Below are 18,710 nucleotides of genomic sequence, written 5' to 3'. Positions count from 1 at the left end.
GTTGTCATTCCTGGCTGATGGAGATAATCTATGATAAGTAACTATTGTTGGAGTTATGTAGAAGCAGACGATGAAGGGAACGACAGAATGAAGGTGGAAAATCTTTGAATCAAGAACAGATTAGCCAAATATTAGAAGATGAACTATTGAATAAAGTAACGAAACCAACACGATACACCGGCGGGGAATACAATCAAGTCAAAAAAGATTGGTCAACTGTAAATACGACTATGGCCTTTGCTTTTCCTGATGTCTATGAAGTAGGCATGTCTCATCTAGGACTACGAATCTTGTATCATTTGATTAATGATCAAGAGAATATGTTAATGGAGCGCGTTTTTGCACCATGGATAGATATGGAAGAGGAACTGCGCAAGAGAGAAATACCTCTATTCTCTCTTGAAAGTCGGCGACCATTAAAAGATTTTGATGTTATCGGCTTTACATTGCAATACGAAATGTCTTACAGCAATATACTAAATATGCTAGACCTTGCTGATATCCCACTGTGGTCTTATGATAGAACCGATGAACATCCGCTGATCATTGCCGGAGGTCCCTGTGCTGTCAATCCTGAACCGCTGGCTGATTTTCTTGATCTAGTGATTTTAGGAGAAGGTGAAGAAAGCTTACCGAAACTACTAGAAGCAATTGGGAACTTTAAGCAAGCACAGGGTTGGCGTCGTGACAGTCAGAGAGATAGTCGTAAAGCATTGTTACGAGAATTAGCTCAATTACCAGGTATATATGTTCCTTCTTTATATCAACCACATTATAATGACTCAGGTCATTTTGTGAGCATAGAGAGAATAGATTCAACAGTGCCGGCACAAGTTTCCAAACAGGTAGTAGCTGATTTGGATAAAGCTTATTTTCCGACTAAGTCCATGGTTCCTTTTATGGGTGTAGTTCATGATCGGATCATGTTAGAAGTACTACGCGGTTGCTCTCGTGCTTGTCGTTTTTGCCAAGCTGGTTCTATTTATCGACCTGTTCGAGAGCGATCTATGGAAACACTAAAAAAGCAGGCAGAAGAGCTAATTCAACAAACCGGTTATGATGAAATTGCCTTAACTTCTCTTAGTACAGCTGATTATAGCTGTGTAGAACCACTCCTAAAAGATTTGCTCCAGTCTCATGAAGAAAAGAGAGTGGGCGTGTCTTTGCCTTCTTTGCGAGTTGATGCTTTTTCTGTAGATTTGGCCAAAGAAGTACAGAAGGTTCGTAAGACAGGCTTAACTTTTGCACCGGAGGCAGGAACACAACGTCTACGCGATGTGATTAACAAAGGTGTCACGGAAGAAGATCTTATGGAGACAATAGAAAAAGCTTTCCAGGGTGGATGGCATACTATTAAGCTTTACTTTATGATGGGTCTTCCCACAGAAGAGGAAGAAGATCTAGAAGGTATCGCTCGTCTTGCAGAACAAGTAGCTTATGTAGGCTCTGATATTTTTCGCTCCAAAGGAATTAGAAAGGCTGTTAAAGTAACTGTAAGTGTTTCTTCCTTTGTACCGAAGCCGCAGACACCTTTCCAATGGGAGCCTCAAGATCGGATGGCTTTATTAGAAGAGAAGCAACAGTTTCTCAAAAAGCGAATTCGAGATCGGCGAATTACTTACAACTGGCATGATTCTAAAGTAAGCTTTATTGAGGCTGTCATGGCCAAAGGTGACCGAAACTTAGGTAAGGTGCTCTACAAAGCCTGGGAAAATGGTGCTAAGTTCGACGGATGGACTGAACATTTTCGTTTTGAACGGTGGCAAGAAGCTTTCCAAGCAGAAGATATCGACCCTGAATACTATGCTTATCGCAAGATAGAATACGATGAACCTTTGCCATGGGAACACCTTAATTATGGTGTTAGTCGCAGTTACCTTGTCAAGGAACACAAAAAAGCGATAGAGTCAGAGTTGACCGACGATTGTCGTCATAATAAATGTAGTGCCTGTGGTGTATGTTCTTCTTTAGGGATTTCTGTTGATTTGCGGGGTGGTGATCATGGCCAGAATTCGGATCGCCTTTAGTAAAGAAGATCCTGTTCGGTGGCTTTCGCATCTAGATACACAAAAAGCTTTCGAGAGAGCTTTACGAAGAGCCCAGATTCCTCTTAGTTACTCAGAAGGATTCAATCCTCATCCAAAAATATCCTTTGCTTCAGCCTTAGCTGTTGGTGTTGTTTCTCTTGGTGAGTATGTCGATGTAGAAGTTAGCCAAGAAATTGAAGGGGCAGAAGTAGTAAAAAGCCTGCAAACTGCTATGCCAGAAGGCTTTCGTATTATAGAAGCGACCCTTGTACCATCAGGTCAAAAGGCTCTAATGGCTTTAGTTAATCGTGCACAATATCGAATCAAGGCTCCCTTGCTCAAAGTATTAGATGAAAAAACAGTGCAAGATGCTGTAGTTAATGCTCTTTCGCTAACTAACTGGCAAGTAGAACGAGAAGGCAAAAAAGGTACTGTAATTAAAGATATCCGTTCTGGTGTTTATGAACTAAAAAGTTCTATTATAGAGAACCATTTGTTGCTGGAAATGCTTGTTCAGACAGGTAGTGAAGGTAATGTAAGACCGGAAGAAGTTCTCTCTATAGTGGTGCAACAAGAGAGCTTGCCAGTCAATGTGGACAGATTGCGGATCTTGCGGTTAGGTCTTTTTGTAACAAAAGGAGATCAACTGCTTACGCCTATAGAGGTTTTAAAGGCACTGTGATTGCCAAAAAAATTATCATTCAAGCCAAGGGTGAGCTTATTATAGCAGGGGTTCTTGAAGAAGGACGGCTTGTTGAGCTTTACTGGCATGATCCCAAACGTCAACGCCTTGAGGGTAATATTTACAAAGGCCCCGTTGTGGACTTGTTACCAGGAATGAATGCCGCTTTTGTTGATATTGGTACGCGTAAGAATGCCTACCTTTCTTTAAAAGATTGGAGCGGTCCTGAGATTTCTGAAGGCCAAGAAGTGGTTGTTCAAGTGGTGAACGAAGGCAACGGACAGAAAGGGCCACGACTTACTTCTCAAATTACAGTACCAGGACGTTATCTTGTTATAACACCATTTTTAGAACAAGTAGGTTTGTCCAAAAAAATAGATGATGAGGCAGAGCGGAATAGACTTTTAGCAATTGCGCAAAAGCTTTCACTACTAGCTCCGACTATAGGACTGATTATCCGAACTGCTGCTGAAGGCATGGATGAAGAAGCGCTGGTAGCTGATTTTCAATCTTTGCTCATACAATGGCAAAGATTAAAAGAAAAAGCAGAAAACCTTACTGCGCCAGCTCTTCTTTATCAAGAATGCTTACTAACCGAGATGATACTGCGTGATCTAGTTGATGATAGCGTAACAGAAATTGATCTTAATCAATCTAACCTTTATGAAGAAATGCTTTGCTGGGCTAAAGATAATCATTTGTGTTTACAAGGTAGAATAAAGCTCTTCGAAGGTTGTGATTTCTTTCCTCTTTACAATCTTTGTCAGCAAATTGAAAAAGCTTTAGCGCCTAAAGTCTGGCTACCTAACGGTGGATATCTAATTATAGAGAAGACGGAAGCTTTAACGGTCGTAGATGTGAACACAGGTCGTTACAAGGGTGCTCAGAATTTATCAGAAACTGTTAGGAGGACTAACATAGAGGCGGCTGAAGAAATAGCTTATCAACTCCGTCTTCGCAATATTGGCGGGATGGTAATCATTGATTTTATTGATATGATTGATGAGGACCATCGTCAGGAAGTTTTAACAAAGCTCAAAGAAAAGTTAGCTCGAGATAAAGTTAAGACAGAAGTTTTTGGCTTTACTGCTTTAGGGCTTTTAGAAATGACGCGGAAAAAAACAAGAGAAAGTTTGGCTTCTATTTTTGTTGACAAAGATATTAGGAAAGAGTATCATATTGATTTGTAGGTATCTATCCCCTGTCTCAACCACTCAGGTCGGGCTTTGGGAAGAGGGCTGTATCAGTCCCGCCTAGTATCTGGTGAGTCTAGGTTAGGAGGTGTTGTAATGTACGCTATTATCGAAACGGGTGGAAAACAATACAAAGTTCGCCAAGGTGATACTTTGAAAATTGAGAAACTAGAAGGCAACCCTGGTGATATTGTTACCATTGACCGTGTTTATGCAGTCGGTACAGAAGGTGATCTTAAGATTGGAACGCCAACTGTAGAAGGTGCATCTGTTCAACTAAAAGTTGAAGATCACGGTAAAGGTAAGAAGATTGTTATTTTCAAGTATAAGCCTAAGAAGAACTATCGTCGTAAGCAAGGTCATCGCCAAGCTTACACACAAGTACGTGTAGAAGCTATTCAGGCTTAAGCAAAGAGAATCTTCATGGTAAAAACGGTTATTTTTATTGATGATGCTGGTACTATCTTAGGTTTTGAGACGAAGGGACATGCAGGCTCTGCTCCAGCAGGACAGGATGTAGTATGTGCCGGAGTGTCAGCTCTTACTTTTACAGCCGTTAATGGCTTAGAACACTTCTTAGGTGCGACAGCAACGGAAGTGGAGGCTCCTGAGCCTGGTGAGTTGCGTTGTATCTTAAAGATACCTTTGAATCAAAATGATAGTAAGGTGGCCCAGATCATTTTAGAAACCATGCTTCTTGGACTGGAACAGATCCAAGAAGCTTATCCTGCATATGTAAAGGTCCAGAAAAGGAGGTGTGTCCCATGTTGATGATGAACCTGCAATACTTTGCTCAGAAAAAAGGTGTTGGTAGTTCTCGAAACGGTCGTGATTCTGAAGCGAAGCGTCTTGGTGTTAAGCGCTCCGACGGTCAAGCCGTTCTAGCTGGTAGCATTCTTGTTCGCCAGAGAGGAACGAAGATCCACCCTGGTAAAAACGTAGGTATCGGTAAAGACGACACCCTCTTCGCTACGGTGAACGGTGTAGTAAAATTCGAGCGTAAAGGCCGGGACAAAAAACAAGTCAGCGTTTATGCCGTGTAACAACGAAGCCTCCGGATTAAAGTCCGGAGGCTTTTATAATAGGTAGCTAATTTAAAAGGGTGATCCGATGGGCAACATAAATTACTATAGAGACGATTTCGATAATGAATCGGAATTGTGGATAGAGGTCTGGCGGGAAATGCGTCATGACTGTATCAATCATTTGCAAATTCTTATGGGCTATGTTCAGCTGGGAAAAATAGATAAGGCTAATGATTTTGTAAAGAACCTAGCTTCCAAAATTCGTGAAGATGGCGATGTTATGCTCCTAGGTGTACTACCTTTAATTGTCATGCTGATCCATAAAAAGTTTACTTTGCGAAAAGAAGAAATCTTGCTTCATGTAAAAGTAGCAAATAATTGGGATCCTCAGACATGGCAAAAAGAAGAGAATGTACAGGAGCTACTTGAAGCAGTAAGAGCATTTATCGATGTGATGCTAGAAGAAGGCAATTCCTTTAATGAAAGCAATCAGCTTTATCTCCTTTTCCATGGTGGTCAATGCCCTTATTTAGAGTCCTATTGGGAAGATTGTTCTGGACAGAACAAGCACTATCCTTTGCAGATGCCTTAAGGAAGGGCAATAAGGAGGGGTTTTTCTATGTTTTATGATCAGGCGAAGATTTTTGTAAAAGGTGGAGACGGAGGCAATGGAATTGTTGCTTTTCGTCGTGAAAAATATGTACCCGAAGGTGGACCAGCTGGTGGTGATGGCGGTCGTGGTGGTAGCGTAATCATCGTTGGCAATGAAGGTTTGCGGACGCTTGTTGATTTGCGTTATCAGCGTCACTACAAAGGTACGCGTGGTGAGCATGGTATGGGTAAAACTATGCATGGTCGCAGTGGTGAAGATCGACTGCTTAAAGTTCCCATTGGTACAGTAATCAAAGATGCTGACACTGGAGAGACTTTGGCAGACATTATTGAAGAAGGGCAAGAAGTTGTAGTTGCCAAAGGTGGTCGTGGCGGCCGTGGTAATGCTCGTTTTGTTAGTTCTTTAAATCGTGCGCCGCAACTGGCCGAGCAGGGAGAACCAGGGGAAGAACGATGGTTAGAATTAGAATTAAAAGTATTGGCTGATGTAGGTCTTGTGGGTTTTCCTAATGTAGGCAAATCAACATTAATTGCGGCAGTATCTGCGGCACGGCCTAAGATAGCTAACTATCCTTTTACAACTTTAGAGCCTAACTTAGGTGTTGTCAGAGTTGGAGAAGGCCAGAGCTTTGTTATGGCTGATATTCCTGGTCTTATAGAAGGTGCTCATGAAGGTGTAGGACTCGGGCACGACTTCTTGCGTCATACGGACCGCAGTCGAGTCCTCATTCATGTACTTGATATAGCAGGTAGTGAAGGTCGCGATCCTTTAGAAGATTTTGACGTAATTCAAAGAGAACTGGCCCTATATAAGCCACAGTTAGCCGATAAGCCTATGGTTGTAGCGGCTAACAAAATGGATCTAACAGATGCTGAAGAAAATCTAGAGCGTTTACAAGCTAAGCTAGGCGATGATTACAAGCTCTTTCCCATATCAGCGGCAACTTCAGAAGGATTACAACCTTTGATCTGGCAAGTTCATCAGATTTTAGAAGAACTAGGCCCTGTACAGCAAGCTGTTGAAGAAGTTACCCATATGGACGTACAGATGAAGCCAGAAAAAGAAGAGCGATTTAAAATCACTCGTGATGATAATGCAGTTTTCATTGTGACGGGTAAAGAAGTGGAAAGACATGTTGCCATGACCAACTTTGATCATGAAGAAGCTGTAGTTCGCTTGTCGCGTATCTTTGGGAAAATGGGCTTAGACCAAGCACTTCGTGATGCTGGTGCTAAGCATGGCGATCCTGTAAAAATTAGAGATTTAGAGTTTGACTTTATTGAATACGGTGGCGGTATTGATGCAGATGAGGATAAAGGAGATTAAAAATGTTAACTGGTAAACAGAAAAGATATCTTCGTTCTTTAGGACAAACTATGGAACCAATTATTCATGTTGGTAAAAATGGTATTGGTGGCATGCTGATCAAACAAGTAGAAGATGCTTTAGAAGCAAGAGAACTTATTAAAGGTAGAGTATTACAAAATTGCCTGCAAGATCCCAAGGAAGTAGCTAATGAAATTGCTGAAGCTGTTGATGCAGAAGTTGTTCAAGTAATTGGCAGAAACTTCTTGCTCTATCGCCCTTCTGAAGAAAATCGGCAAATAGAACTTCCTGTTTAGTCTAGAAAGCAGGAATGTGTAAAAGAAAAGAGAATTCTATGATGCAGGGATCTATAAGGGGGGCGTAACGAACATGTTTGATCGCCAGGATTTGCCCGGGATCCGACGGATCGTGGTCAAAGTGGGAACGAGTACGCTTACCCATGATACTGGCAAATTGAACTTAGAACAAATGGAGAAATTAGTTCGCCAAGTAGCTGATCTGGCTAATCAGGGATACCAGATGATTCTGGTAAGCTCAGGAGCTGTTGGTGCTGGTATGGGCCGTCTTGGCTATAGGGAAAGACCGAAAACTATCCCTGAGAAACAGGCTTGTGCCGCTGTAGGACAAGGTATTCTTCTCCATATGTATGAAAAGCTTTTTGCAGAGTATGGACAAGTAGTAGCCCAAGTATTGTTGACACGAGATGATCTGGCTTCTAGAAAACGTTATATCAATGGCGGCAATACTTTGGAGACTTTACTTCGCTTAGGCGCAATACCTATCATTAACGAAAACGATACTGTTGCTGTTGATGAGATTCGTTTTGGTGACAACGACACCCTATCAGCACTCGTAGCGGCTCTTGTAGACAGTGACTTACTGGTGCTTTTGACAGATATTGAAGGACTATATTCAGCTAACCCGCGCACTGATCGACAAGCTCAGCTAATCTCTAAAGTAGAATCAGTTACACCTGAGATTGAAGCTATGGCCGCAGGTGCAGGAAGCAACCTAGGGACAGGTGGAATGGCTACTAAGATTCAAGCTGCTAGAATCTGTTCAGAGTCAGGTATTGCCATGGTTATTGCCAACGGAGCAAGACCGAATGTACTTCGAGAGATTATGGCCGGGCAAGAAATAGGTACACTTTTTCTACCACAGGACAAGCCTCTACCAGGTTACAAAAGATGGCTTGCTTTTGGTTCAACTTGTAATGGGCGCATTTATATTGATGAAGGCGCTGTACAAGCCCTTGTCTCAGGAGGAAAAAGCTTGTTACCTTGTGGCATAGTGGCTACTGACGGTCTTTATCAGAACGGTGATCTAGTGAGTATCATAGCTCCTGAAGGTTATGAAGTTGCTCGAGGCGTTAGTAATTATTCTCTTGAACAAGTACGGCGAATAATGGGACGACAATGTTTAGAGATTGAGTCGCTTCTAGGCAGTAAAGATTATGATGAAGTAGTTCACCGCGATAACTTAACGCTTATGCTTCCACGGCAGACAAGCTTTTCTTCTTAATCTAATTTCTGCCTCTTAGTAAGACTAAACATAAGTTAAGAAATTTTTTTTACTTAACTATCAGCAATAATTCTTCGAAATGCAGATTAATCATTGATATTAGGAAACGGGGGAAGGAGCAAAAATGCCTTATCCAGAGCTAGTACTCAAAGGGAAAAAAGCCAAAGATGCTGCTTATCAGCTTGGTCATTTGTCTTCTCAAGTGAAAGATAAAGCACTAGAAGCTATGGCTGAAGCGCTTATTGCCAAAGAGGAAGAGATTTTAGCGGCCAATGCCTTAGACGTAGAAAGTGGCAGAAAGAAAGGCTTATCTAAGGCACTCCTGGATAGGCTTTTGTTAACACCGAAGCGAATTGAGGAAATGGCCGAAGGTCTTTATGCTCTTGTTGGTTTGTCCGATCCAATCGGCGAAGTAGTACATCAATGGAAACGACCTAATGGTTTAGAAATAGGTCAGGTGAGAGTTCCATTAGGTGTCGTTGGCATTATTTATGAAGCTAGACCAAATGTTACTGTTGATGCGGCTGGGCTTTGTCTTAAGACAGGTAATGCTGTGTTATTACGAGGTGGTTCAGAAGCCATACGTTCTAACATGACCATAACTAGGATTATTGCAGAAGCGGCTGAAGAAGCAGGTATTCCAGCTGGCGCTATTCAACTGATTGAGACAACTGATCGAGAAGCGGCACAAGAAATGATGAAGATGAACGAGTATTTAGATGTCTTAATTCCACGCGGAGGTGCCGGCTTAATACAAACAGTGGTGAAAAACGCAACAGTTCCAGTCATAGAGACAGGAGTTGGAAATTGTCACGTCTACGTTGATAGTGATGCTGATCTGGAAATGGCAGAAAACATTGTTATCAATGCTAAGACTCATCGTCCTGGTGTTTGTAATGCTATGGAAACCCTATTAGTGCACAAAGACGTAGCGAAAAAGTTTTTGCCGCCTGTTAGTAATCGCTTGATGAACTTGAATGTGGAATTACGCGGCTGTCCTCGCAGTGTTTCTATAGTTCCTGGTATTAACGAGGCAACAGAGGAAGATTATAACACGGAGTTTCTTGATTTGATTCTTGCTATTCGTGTAGTAAATAGTTTTGAGGAAGCACTAGATCATATTCGTCGTCACGGTTCTGGTCATTCTGAAGCAATTGTAACTAATAATTACAGTTGTGCTCGTCAATTTACTCGGAGAGTTGATTCGGCAGCAGTTTATGTTAATGCTTCAACGCGCTTTACCGATGGCTATCAATATGGTCTTGGTGCAGAGATTGGCATCTCTACCCAAAAACTGCATGCTCGTGGACCAATGGGACTGAATGAACTAACAACAATCAAATATGTCTGCTATGGCGATGGCCAGATCAGACAATAAAAGCTAGTGTTTACTTCTAATACCGGTCCTTATGGGGCGGTCATTCCAAAGATTGATGAAAAAGATTTCAACTATTATTGGCAAGATAGTTCCTTTGGAATAAAAGTACCCAAAAAAAAAATAAAGCCTCATGGTGGTAGGCTGAAGATAGGAATCATGGGTGGCACTTTTGATCCCATACATTATGGACACCTTGTTACAGCTGAATCAGCGGCAGAACAATTTGAGTTGTCACCAGTTATTTTTGTCCCTTCAGGACGTCCACCTCATAAACGTGAGCATTTAGTTACCGATCCCATTGAAAGGCTTCGCTTAACAGAACTCGCAACCCTGTCTAATCCTCGTTTTTCTACCTCTTCGTTAGAAGTAGAAAGGACAGGCTACTCCTATGCTATAGACACTGTACAATGGTTTCACCATCATTATGGACCCACTGTTGATTTATATTTTATTACTGGGGCAGACGCCATTGTAGAGATTATGTCTTGGCATAAGGTAGAGCGATTAATACAATACTGTCAATTTATAGCAGTTTATCGGCCCGGTTATGCTCGAGAACAACTTCACAACACGATTTCACAGTGGTCGGAAGAGTTTTCTCGGAGAATCCATTTGATTGAAGTTCCCGCATTAGCTATTTCTTCGACTGATATTCGTAATCGTCTCAAAAAAGGTCGGTCGATCAAATATTTGGTACCTGAACCAGTGGAACATTACATTAAGGAACATCTGTTATACCGTTAAGCGCATAAGGGACATTCTTATGGCTTATACTAAATCGCGACACGGTATAGATGGACCAAAACAAATTAAGTACCGTGATGTGAAACAGGTTTAGGTGAGGTGAAATCATTTGGTACGGACTCTCTATGTGGGCAACCTTCCTTGGGCAACAAAACCAGAAAATCTTCAAGATCTTTTTGCTCCCTACGGTGAAGTCGTAAGCAGTCGAATCATTACCGACAGGGAAACAGGCCGTTCTAGAGGTTTTGGTTTTGTAGAAGTCAGTGATGAAGATGCCGAGCGTATGATTGAAGCTATGAACGGCTTCGAATATGAGGGCAGACAATTGACAGTAAATGAAGCGAAACCAAGACAAATGGAACAGTAGCAAAATCTGCTCACCTCCTAAACCCTCTGTGGTCTAGGAGGTTATTATTTTTCTATTCATGAAAGGATGGTTAATAACGTTTCATGAATTGGAATGCCTTAGTTCAAAGAATTAATCAAGATGTAGAAATGACCATGGGCTCAAAAAGATTTCAACATACTCTTGCTGTTCGAGATAGTGCCCTAGAAATGGCTCGACGATTCGATCTCAATCCTTTACATGCTGAAGTAGCTGCCTTGCTACACGATATAGCTCGTGAGTGGCCTGTGAAAAAGTTGATTTCTTATTATGAAAGAGCAAAGCGAGAAGATCGACCTGATTGGGAAGCAGATCACTTAGCTTTATTACACGGACCAGCCGGAGCTCTCTGGGCACGTGAATACTATGGGATTGAGCAGAATGAAGTGCTAGAAGCTATTTCTTTTCACACTACAGGGCATCCTACCATGGGAAAAGTAGCAAAAATAGTTTATCTTGCTGACAAGATTGAAGTTAGTCGTGCTTATCAAGGTGTAGAGGAAGTTCGCCAATTGGCTTTAAGATCAATTGATAAAGCTATGCAAGTCTCAGTAGATCAATCCATATGCTATATCATAAAGCAAGGACTCTTCTTACATCCTTACACGGTAGAGTTAAGAAATCATCTTCTCAAGGAACTTCAAAATTACGATGAAAGAAACACAGGGAGGTAATGAACTTTTGATGGATAGTAAAGATTTAGCCATCCAACTTGCCGAAGCGGCATCTGAGAAAAAAGCTAGCGATATTCTTTTGCTTGATTTACGAGATAAGTCGAGAGTTACAGACTACTTTGTCATTTGTACAGGCAACTCAACACCGCAGGTACAGGCTATCTGCCAAAACATTGAAGCCAAAATGAAAGATCTGGGGCAGCAGGCTTTGCGGATTGAGGGATATCGAGAAGGTCGCTGGGTATTGGTCGATCTTGGTGACGTAGTTGTGCATATCTTCAGACCAGATACAAGAGATTATTATTCTTTAGAACGCCTATGGGGCGATGCGCCTCGGGCTATGGAGCCTAATTTTGCGGAGTTTGCTACTGTTTAATATAATTTTATACTGGCGAAAGCTTGGCTCGGAGTGATTAGAATGTATAGATCCTTTGCGGCTTATTACGATCGATTAATGGCCGATGTGGATTATGATAGTTGGATTAATTTTGCGGAACAAGCCTTCGCTTTAGCGCCTAAGAGACCACAACAAATTCTAGATTTAGCTTGTGGAACTGGTGCAATTACTAAAAGGTTATTAGATAGAGGTTACGATGTAGTTGGTGTAGATCTTTCTCCAGAGATGTTAGCCCTTTCTGCTGACTGCAATCAATCCTACCTTGAAGCTTCTAGGCTTCTGCTCTTAGCACAGGATATGAGGCGTCTAGAGTTGCCTTTTACAGTAGATGCTGTTGTATCTTTTCTAGATAGTCTTAACTATTTAGAATCTTATAAAGAATTGGCTCAAGTATTTGAGCGAATTTCAAGAGTTTTAGCTGAGGGTGGCATCTTTGTAGCTGATTTACACACGGAACATAAACTCTCAACGATGGTCGGCAATGATGTTTTTTATGAAGTAAGCGATGACATGGCCTATTTGTGGCTTAATCACTACGATGCGGAGCAGAGAGCTGTAGAGATGGAACTTACTTTTTTTGTGGCTCGTGAAAACGGGCTATATGAACGTTTTGAAGAATTTCATCGCCAACAATGTTTTTCACAAGAAGAGATTGAAAAAGCATTAACTGAGGCAGGATTAGATATTATTGGAATCTATGGAGATCTAAAAGGCGGTTCTTTAGAAGAGAATAGTGAAAGATACTTCGTGGTGGCCCAGAAAAAATAAGCCTTTTCTTTGCTTTTTTCTATCAGAAAATATATAATAATTGGGTATAATTTATATCTTATAGACGATGAATGGGAATAGTAAATCTAACCTTTTCTACCAGAGACCTGCCGTTTGCTGCGAGGCAGGGGAAAGATAGATTGAACTCACCTAGGAGTTGCCAGAGCTACTTTATTTGGTTGTAGTTCTGTGCCGGTAGGACCGTTATCCCTGTGTAAGAGGTCATTTGCTATTTATCAGCAAAGGGCAAATTGGGTGGTACCGCGGAAGAACCTTTTCGTCCCAACAGGGGCGATAAGGTTTTATTTTTTTTAGGAGGATCGATTCTAGCAATGGAAGAAAGGTACGATTTTCAAGAAATTGAGCAGAAATGGCAAAAAGTATGGGAGCAATCTGCTATATATGGAGTAAAAACTGATCCTGCAAAGCCAAAATATTACTGCCTCGAAATGTTCCCCTATCCTTCTGGTCAGTTGCACATGGGCCATGTTCGTAACTATTCTATTGGTGATGTTGTAGCTCGCTTTAAGACCATGGAAGGCTTTAATGTCCTTCATCCCATGGGTTGGGATGCTTTTGGTCTACCTGCTGAAAATGCGGCCATTAAGCATGGTGTACCGCCAGCACAATGGACTACAGAGAATATTGCTAATATGCGCAGTCAGTTAAAAGCCATGGGTCTCTCTTATGACTGGGAACGCGAGATTGCCTCTTGCTATCCCGATTATTACAAATGGACGCAGTGGCTCTTTTTACAGCTTTACAAAGCTAATCTTGCTTACAAGAAAAAGGCGAATGTAAACTGGTGTCCTTCTTGTGCTACTGTATTAGCTAATGAGCAAGTTGTAGATGGTGCTTGTGAGCGTTGTGATAGTGTTGTAGAGAAGAAAGCTTTAGAGCAGTGGTTTTTCCGTATCACCAATTATGCTCAGCGGCTTTTAGACGATTTAGATAATTTGCCCGGTTGGCCTGACAAAGTAAAAACCATGCAGGAAAACTGGATTGGTCGTTCTGAGGGTGCTGAGATGGACTTTGCCTTACCAGAAACGATGGGCGGCTTTGATAAAATTAGAGTCTATACTACTCGGCAAGACACGATTTTTGGTGTTACTTATCTCGTCTTAGCTCCTGAGCATCCTTTAGTCGAAGAGTTGCTTAAAAACAATGAGCGTGAAGATGAGATTAGGGCTTTTATAAGCAAAGTGCTTAATCTCAGTGAGATTGATCGGACTTCTACAGAAACAGAAAAAGAAGGTATTTTCACAGGTCATTACTGCTTGAATCCAATGACTGGTGAGCAAGTAGCTATCTGGATTGGTAACTATGTTCTTGTTGATTATGGAACTGGTGCTGTTATGGGCGTACCAGCTCACGATCAAAGGGACTTTGAGTTTGCTAACAAATACAACCTACCTATTCGCGTCGTCATTCAACCAGAAGGTATAGCTGATCTGAAGGCGGAAGATATGGATCATGCTTATGTTGATAAAGGAACTCTAGTTAACTCTGATGCCTTCAATGGCATGCCAAATGAAGATGCTTTAGGTGCTATCGCTACGGAATTAGAAAAGCTAGGTAAGGGAAGTAGAAAGATTAATTTCCGCTTACGTGACTGGCTCATCTCTCGTCAGCGTTATTGGGGCACACCGATTCCAATTATTCATTGTTCCACTTGCGGCGAAGTACCTGTTCCCGATGAGCAATTACCTGTAATTCTGCCTGATGATGTAGAGTTCAAACCATCTGGTGAGTCTCCACTACGTTCTAGGCTTGACTTTCTGAATTGCCAGTGCCCGCAATGTGGTGGAGAAGCACAGCGAGAGACTGACACAATGGATACTTTTGTCTGCTCTAGCTGGTACTTCTTGCGCTACTGTTCTCCTAAGAATGAGCACGAAGCTTTTGCTGCTGAAGATGTCGATTACTGGATGAATGTAGATCAGTACATCGGTGGCGTAGAGCATGCTATTCTTCACTTGCTTTATGCTCGTTTCTTCACGAAAGTGTTCTATGATCTCAAGCTGGTAGCTGTTGATGAACCTTTCAAGAACCTCTTAACACAGGGTATGGTGCTGATGGATGGCGCTAAGATGTCTAAGTCTAAAGGCAATGTAGTTAGCCCAGAAGAGATTATTTCTCGTTATGGTGCTGATACGGCTCGTCTCTTTATCTTGTTCGCTGCACCACCTGAGCGTGATTTGGAGTGGAGTGATCGAGGTGTAGAGGGTGCGCATCGCTTCTTACATCGTGTATGGCGCCTTGTACAAGCTTATCAGCCTTCTTTGAGACAGGTAACTACCTTGATGCTTCAGCCTGCTGATATAAACCTTTCAGAGCTTAATAAGGACGACAAAGAACTGCTTCGTCAAATCAATTATACAGTCAAAAAAGTAACAGAAGATGTAGGTCAACGCTTTAACTTCAATACTGCTGTTTCGGCTATTATGGAACTTGTTAATGCTATGTACATTTACAAAGAAAAAGTTCCTGCTGAGCAACAGAATCTTGCTCTAATCAAAGATGGAATTGGTAAATTAATTTTAATCTTAGCTCCTTTTGCTCCCCATATCTGTGAAGAGTTGTGGCAGATAGTCGGCGGCAAGGGCTATGTTTATCAGCAATCTTGGCCTAGCTATAATGAAAAAGCTCTAGTACGAGATGAAGTTGAAATTGTTGTTCAAGTCAACGGTAAGGTACGTGATCGCTTATCTGTAGCTAATGGACTTGATGCTGATACCTTGAAGGCGCAAGTTCTAGAGAATGAGCGTGTACAAAGCTTTATTGATGGTAAGAATGTTGTTAAGGTAATTGCGGTGCCTAATAAGCTAGTGAATATTGTGGTCAAGTAAGTAGCCTTTCTAGGCACATTTTTAAAGTAATAATATGTCGGGTCCGAGTGAAGTCACTTCCTATGAACGGGCGTCTCCCACGCGTTTTAGCCAGCAAGCTGTTTGATAAGCTGAGGTCGCCAAGCCCTTTTTCCGGAAATGTCTTCCCTCGGGCCTAGGACTTTTTTTGTATCAGTTGGCTTTCTCCGATATTTCTCCAAAAAAACAGAAAAACTTGTTGACATAGAGAAGATAAAGTGATAACATACTGTCCTGTGACCGGGGTTTTGGTCGCGATGGACTATGGCGGTGTAGCTCAGTTGGTCAGAGCATACGGTTCATACCCGTAGAGTCGTAGGTTCAAATCCTACCACCGCTACCAACTTAATGCGGAGGGATTCCCGAGTGGCCAAAGGGAGCAGACTGTAAATCTGCCGCGTAAGCTTCGAAGGTTCGAATCCTTCTCCCTCCACCACCATTTTGGGGTGTAGCCAAGTGGTAAGGCAGCGGACTTTGACTCCGCCATTCGTTGGTTCGAATCCAGCCACCCCAGCCATTTATAAGGCCCGTTGGTCAAGTGGTCTAAGACACCGCCCTTTCACGGCGGTAACAGGGGTTCGAATCCCCTACGGGTCACCATTTCCTCGCCAGCGTAGCTCAACTGGTAGAGCAACTGACTTGTAATCAGTAGGTTGCGGGTTCAAGTCCTGTCGCTGGCTCCATCTATATTAGGGTTTGCGGGATCACCAGGTGGATGGAAGAACTAGACACTAGTTGCGCGACAGCTAAGAAGAATGTTTCGGCCGATGAAGTCATGGGATCTAACTACCCCGATTAGCAATGGAAACCGTTTGAAGCGTACGCTTAGACGGTTTTTTGCTTTTTATGGAATTATGTGCTTTCTTGGAAATAAACTCGAAAGGCTTGACGTAAAATTTTTTTTGTTGTCCAATAGATAGGAACTCTGCAATGAGAAATTATTTGGAAGGAAGAGTTTTTAATGAAGGGTAAGAAATTTATTGCTTTGACAATGCTTTTGTTTTTTACTTTGCTAGGTTCTAATTTTGTAGGTGCTGTAGAGCCTCCTAAAGTCTTTATCGATGGTGAAGAGTTAGTTTCCGACTTACCTATTGTTATTGAAGATAATAGAACCTTGGTGCCTATGCGAGCCATTTTTGAAGCTTTGGAACAGAATGTTGAATGGAATAACGAAGAACGTTCTGTTACATCAGGGTCTATCTGGCTGCAGATTGATAATGCAGTAGCTGTTGTAGGGGATGAAAGGGTAGAACTTGATGTTCCAGCTCGGATTATCCAGGATAGTACATATGTACCTTTACGGTTTATTGCCCAAAGTTTAGATAAAGATGTTTTTTGGGATGGGGCAGAGAGAAGGGCTGATATTAACTCTAAGATACTAGAAGAAGTAATTGCTGAACAATTAATGGAATTTGAAATCGATAAAGTTTACTACGACGAAGGCATACTGAAGGCTGACGGTACTTTTCACAACGTAGGATCACTTTATATTAATAATGTTCAGTACATAGATGTCTTGATTCATATGGCTAATGAAGAAGAGGAGCAAGCTGTAGTTGCTGATCATAGATTCGAAAATATTCCTGTTGAACTAGAAGCAGGTGCAAAAAGTAGCTTTGTTTTTATTTTTGCAGGAGTACCAGAATATGAAGATGCTGTCTACTGGGGCTTTGATGCTTACGATTGGGAACTTGAGTAGATAAGACCTTAATTAGCTAATTACTAAGTCGTTCAGTTAGAAAATATTTAGTTCGAGGCAGGAGATTCCCTTACAAAAAAAGAAGACCTTTTATGACCTTTTTCAGGAGGCATAAAAGGTTTCTTTATTTCTTACACATGTACGGAGGAGATGCTCTAAGGAAAGGAGGCATTTTCATGGAAGTATACAATGTAGATAATTATAGCAGTCCATCAAAAGATGAACGTATGTGGGCAATGTTATGTCATGTCTCAACTTTTCTAGGTTACCTATTACCTCTTATTGGTCAGGTCATTCCTCCATTATTGATCTGGTTAATAAAAAGAGACTCTATGCCTTTCGTTGATGATCAGGGTAAAGAAGCACTTAACTTTCAGATAAGTCTTTTGCTATATACCATGATTGCTGGGCTTCTGGTGATAGTTGCGATTGGATTTGTTTTCTTGTTGATTATTCCGATTGCGCACTTTATTTTAACTATCATTGCGGCTATTCGATCTAATGAAGGTGTTTATTATCGTTATCCCTTAACGATTCGTTTGATTCGTTAGAGAACTTTTTTTGTTTCAATTGAGGAGATGTGGGAGTGGAGAATCTTTATCTAGTAGCCCTTATACTAGCGATTGTTGAGGGTTTTACTGAGTTTCTGCCTGTTTCTTCAACAGGACACTTAATCTTACTAGGACACTTGTTAGGTTTTGATGATGAAAGAGCGGCTACCTTTGAGATTTTTATTCAATTAGGTGCTATTTTGTCTGTTCTTTTTCTTTACAAAGAAAAATTTATTGATATGGGACAATTGTTTTTCAAACAAGGATTGAAACCACCAAAGCATGGATTTTCTGTACTTCATTTGTTAGCGGCCTTAATACCTGCTCTTCTGTTGGGCTACTTGCTTCATGGTTTTATTAAAGATCATCTTTTCTCGGAAAAAACGGTTATCATCGGTCTCGTTGTAGGTGCCCTATTGTTACTTGTAGCCGATCGATATGCTTCTAAAGCAAAGGTACAAAGTTTTGACGATATATCATTAAAGCAAGCATTTTCCGTAGGCTTATTTCAATGTCTTTCTTTGTGGCCTGGCTTTTCACGATCGGGTGCTACTATTTCGGGTGGAATTCTTGTAGGGCTTTCACCGAAGGTTGCCGCAGAGCTCTCTTTTATTGTTGCTGTCCCCATTATGTTTGCCGCCACAGGTTATGACTTACTAAAGTCTTATCACTTCTTAACGATGGCCGATATCCCCATCTTTGCCTTAGGTTTTGTTGTTGCTTTCTTTGTAGCGTGGTTATCGATTATGTGGTTTCTACGTTTCCTTGAGAACGTAGGATTAGCCCCCTTTGCCTACTATCGCTTTATACTAGCCGCTTTTTATTGGATTTTCTTCTTATAGGGGTTGGCAGAAAAAGAG

20 protein-coding genes, 5 tRNA genes and 1 other annotated feature are annotated in these 18,710 nt (G+C 41.5%); all 25 genes read left to right on the top strand.

Annotation, left to right across the window (positions count from 1 at the left end):
- Positions 1–104: 104 nt before the first annotated feature.
- The 25 genes from F9B85_RS09230 to F9B85_RS09110 all read left to right on the top strand — a co-directional run bounded on the left by F9B85_RS09230 (position 105) and on the right by F9B85_RS09110 (position 18,692).
- Positions 105–2,027, top strand: a complete 1,923-nt coding sequence (locus tag F9B85_RS09230; protein WP_243138134.1) for a TIGR03960 family B12-binding radical SAM protein — start codon at positions 105–107, stop codon at positions 2,025–2,027.
- The gene (locus F9B85_RS09225; RefSeq protein WP_151620173.1) at positions 2,002–2,709 is read left to right on the top strand and encodes a TIGR03936 family radical SAM-associated protein; all 708 of its coding nucleotides are present in this window, start codon (positions 2,002–2,004) and stop codon (positions 2,707–2,709) included. The genes F9B85_RS09230 and F9B85_RS09225 overlap by 26 nt, the downstream gene beginning before the upstream one ends.
- Entirely contained in the window at positions 2,706–3,899 is a 1,194-nt protein-coding gene (locus F9B85_RS09220; RefSeq protein WP_170270366.1) for an Rne/Rng family ribonuclease, read from the top strand. Before F9B85_RS09225 ends, F9B85_RS09220 begins: the two co-directional genes overlap by 4 nt.
- 99 nt (positions 3,900–3,998) lie before the next feature.
- Positions 3,999–4,310, top strand: coding sequence for a 50S ribosomal protein L21 (gene rplU / locus F9B85_RS09215; protein ID WP_151620169.1), 312 nt, complete (start codon positions 3,999–4,001; stop codon positions 4,308–4,310).
- Between the two features lie 15 nt (positions 4,311–4,325).
- Positions 4,326–4,673, top strand: coding sequence for a ribosomal-processing cysteine protease Prp (locus F9B85_RS09210; RefSeq protein WP_151620167.1), 348 nt, complete (start codon positions 4,326–4,328; stop codon positions 4,671–4,673).
- Positions 4,667–4,945 (top strand): 50S ribosomal protein L27, encoded by a 279-nt coding sequence (gene rpmA, locus F9B85_RS09205; RefSeq protein WP_151620165.1) that lies wholly within the window; start codon positions 4,667–4,669, stop codon positions 4,943–4,945. The genes F9B85_RS09210 and rpmA overlap by 7 nt, the downstream gene beginning before the upstream one ends.
- 67 nt (positions 4,946–5,012) lie before the next feature.
- The gene (locus F9B85_RS09200; protein ID WP_151620163.1) at positions 5,013–5,519 is read left to right on the top strand and encodes a Spo0B domain-containing protein; all 507 of its coding nucleotides are present in this window, start codon (positions 5,013–5,015) and stop codon (positions 5,517–5,519) included.
- Positions 5,520–5,546: 27 nt separating this feature from the next.
- Entirely contained in the window at positions 5,547–6,866 is a 1,320-nt protein-coding gene (gene obgE / locus F9B85_RS09195; protein WP_151620161.1) for a GTPase ObgE, read from the top strand.
- Positions 6,867–6,868: 2 nt separating this feature from the next.
- A complete protein-coding gene (gene yhbY, locus F9B85_RS09190; protein ID WP_151620159.1) occupies positions 6,869–7,162 on the top strand; it encodes a ribosome assembly RNA-binding protein YhbY in 294 nt (97 codons plus the stop codon).
- Between the two features lie 73 nt (positions 7,163–7,235).
- Positions 7,236–8,387: a glutamate 5-kinase gene (gene proB / locus F9B85_RS09185; protein ID WP_151620157.1), complete on the top strand. Its 1,152-nt coding sequence runs from the start codon at positions 7,236–7,238 to the stop codon at positions 8,385–8,387.
- Positions 8,388–8,511: 124 nt separating this feature from the next.
- Positions 8,512–9,765 (top strand): glutamate-5-semialdehyde dehydrogenase, encoded by a 1,254-nt coding sequence (locus F9B85_RS09180; protein ID WP_151620155.1) that lies wholly within the window; start codon positions 8,512–8,514, stop codon positions 9,763–9,765.
- Positions 9,766–9,771: 6 nt separating this feature from the next.
- Positions 9,772–10,509, top strand: a complete 738-nt coding sequence (gene nadD, locus F9B85_RS09175; protein ID WP_243138133.1) for a nicotinate-nucleotide adenylyltransferase — start codon at positions 9,772–9,774, stop codon at positions 10,507–10,509.
- A 109-nt stretch (positions 10,510–10,618) separates the two neighbouring features.
- Positions 10,619–10,876, top strand: coding sequence for an RNA recognition motif domain-containing protein (locus F9B85_RS09170; protein WP_151620153.1), 258 nt, complete (start codon positions 10,619–10,621; stop codon positions 10,874–10,876).
- An 83-nt stretch (positions 10,877–10,959) separates the two neighbouring features.
- Positions 10,960–11,568 (top strand): bis(5'-nucleosyl)-tetraphosphatase (symmetrical) YqeK, encoded by a 609-nt coding sequence (gene yqeK / locus F9B85_RS09165; RefSeq protein ID WP_151620151.1) that lies wholly within the window; start codon positions 10,960–10,962, stop codon positions 11,566–11,568.
- 10 nt (positions 11,569–11,578) lie between these two features.
- Positions 11,579–11,944 (top strand): ribosome silencing factor, encoded by a 366-nt coding sequence (gene rsfS / locus F9B85_RS09160; RefSeq protein ID WP_151620149.1) that lies wholly within the window; start codon positions 11,579–11,581, stop codon positions 11,942–11,944.
- A gap of 42 nt (positions 11,945–11,986) precedes the next feature.
- Positions 11,987–12,733, top strand: coding sequence for a class I SAM-dependent DNA methyltransferase (locus F9B85_RS09155; RefSeq protein WP_151620147.1), 747 nt, complete (start codon positions 11,987–11,989; stop codon positions 12,731–12,733).
- A gap of 58 nt (positions 12,734–12,791) precedes the next feature.
- Positions 12,792–13,021: a binding site (T-box leader), on the top strand.
- 44 nt (positions 13,022–13,065) lie between these two features.
- Positions 13,066–15,582, top strand: coding sequence for a leucine--tRNA ligase (gene leuS, locus F9B85_RS09150; RefSeq protein ID WP_151620145.1), 2,517 nt, complete (start codon positions 13,066–13,068; stop codon positions 15,580–15,582).
- A gap of 284 nt (positions 15,583–15,866) precedes the next feature.
- A tRNA-Met gene (locus F9B85_RS09145) sits at positions 15,867–15,943 on the top strand.
- 9 nt (positions 15,944–15,952) lie between these two features.
- Positions 15,953–16,036: transfer RNA gene (locus F9B85_RS09140), tRNA-Tyr, on the top strand.
- Between the two features lie 6 nt (positions 16,037–16,042).
- Positions 16,043–16,117: transfer RNA gene (locus F9B85_RS09135), tRNA-Gln, on the top strand.
- Positions 16,118–16,124: 7 nt separating this feature from the next.
- A tRNA-Glu gene (locus tag F9B85_RS09130) sits at positions 16,125–16,200 on the top strand.
- 7 nt (positions 16,201–16,207) lie between these two features.
- Positions 16,208–16,283, top strand: a tRNA-Thr gene (locus F9B85_RS09125).
- A 278-nt stretch (positions 16,284–16,561) separates the two neighbouring features.
- Positions 16,562–17,299 (top strand): copper amine oxidase N-terminal domain-containing protein, encoded by a 738-nt coding sequence (locus F9B85_RS09120; RefSeq protein WP_151620143.1) that lies wholly within the window; start codon positions 16,562–16,564, stop codon positions 17,297–17,299.
- A 176-nt stretch (positions 17,300–17,475) separates the two neighbouring features.
- Complete coding sequence (locus F9B85_RS09115) at positions 17,476–17,850, top strand: DUF4870 domain-containing protein (protein ID WP_151620141.1); 375 nt, start codon at positions 17,476–17,478, stop codon at positions 17,848–17,850.
- Positions 17,851–17,885: 35 nt separating this feature from the next.
- The gene (locus tag F9B85_RS09110) at positions 17,886–18,692 is read left to right on the top strand and encodes an undecaprenyl-diphosphate phosphatase (RefSeq protein WP_151620139.1); all 807 of its coding nucleotides are present in this window, start codon (positions 17,886–17,888) and stop codon (positions 18,690–18,692) included.
- Positions 18,693–18,710: the final 18 nt, after the last annotated feature.

It is taken from the genome of Heliorestis acidaminivorans (genome assembly GCF_008933955.1).
Lineage (GTDB): Bacteria > Bacillota > Desulfitobacteriia > Heliobacteriales > Heliobacteriaceae > Heliorestis > Heliorestis acidaminivorans.
Note: the sequence above shows the minus strand (reverse complement) of the source record. Positions and strands in the feature narration are given on the sequence as shown.

Bases quoted from the DNA above. Each gene is read 5' to 3' on its own strand.
- F9B85_RS09225 (WP_151620173.1), top strand. From the start codon at position 2,002: ATGGCCAGAATTCGGATCGCCTTTAGTAAAGAAGATCCTGTTCGGTGG.
- rplU (WP_151620169.1), top strand. From the start codon at position 3,999: ATGTACGCTATTATCGAAACGGGTGGAAAACAATACAAAGTTCGCCAA.
- F9B85_RS09210 (WP_151620167.1), top strand. From the start codon at position 4,326: ATGGTAAAAACGGTTATTTTTATTGATGATGCTGGTACTATCTTAGGT.
- rpmA (WP_151620165.1), top strand. From the start codon at position 4,667: ATGTTGATGATGAACCTGCAATACTTTGCTCAGAAAAAAGGTGTTGGT.
- F9B85_RS09200 (WP_151620163.1), top strand. From the start codon at position 5,013: ATGGGCAACATAAATTACTATAGAGACGATTTCGATAATGAATCGGAA.
- obgE (WP_151620161.1), top strand. From the start codon at position 5,547: ATGTTTTATGATCAGGCGAAGATTTTTGTAAAAGGTGGAGACGGAGGC.
- yhbY (WP_151620159.1), top strand. From the start codon at position 6,869: ATGTTAACTGGTAAACAGAAAAGATATCTTCGTTCTTTAGGACAAACT.
- proB (WP_151620157.1), top strand. From the start codon at position 7,236: ATGTTTGATCGCCAGGATTTGCCCGGGATCCGACGGATCGTGGTCAAA.
- F9B85_RS09180 (WP_151620155.1), top strand. From the start codon at position 8,512: ATGCCTTATCCAGAGCTAGTACTCAAAGGGAAAAAAGCCAAAGATGCT.
- yqeK (WP_151620151.1), top strand. From the start codon at position 10,960: ATGAATTGGAATGCCTTAGTTCAAAGAATTAATCAAGATGTAGAAATG.
- rsfS (WP_151620149.1), top strand. From the start codon at position 11,579: ATGGATAGTAAAGATTTAGCCATCCAACTTGCCGAAGCGGCATCTGAG.
- F9B85_RS09155 (WP_151620147.1), top strand. From the start codon at position 11,987: ATGTATAGATCCTTTGCGGCTTATTACGATCGATTAATGGCCGATGTG.
- leuS (WP_151620145.1), top strand. From the start codon at position 13,066: ATGGAAGAAAGGTACGATTTTCAAGAAATTGAGCAGAAATGGCAAAAA.
- F9B85_RS09120 (WP_151620143.1), top strand. From the start codon at position 16,562: ATGAAGGGTAAGAAATTTATTGCTTTGACAATGCTTTTGTTTTTTACT.
- F9B85_RS09115 (WP_151620141.1), top strand. From the start codon at position 17,476: ATGGAAGTATACAATGTAGATAATTATAGCAGTCCATCAAAAGATGAA.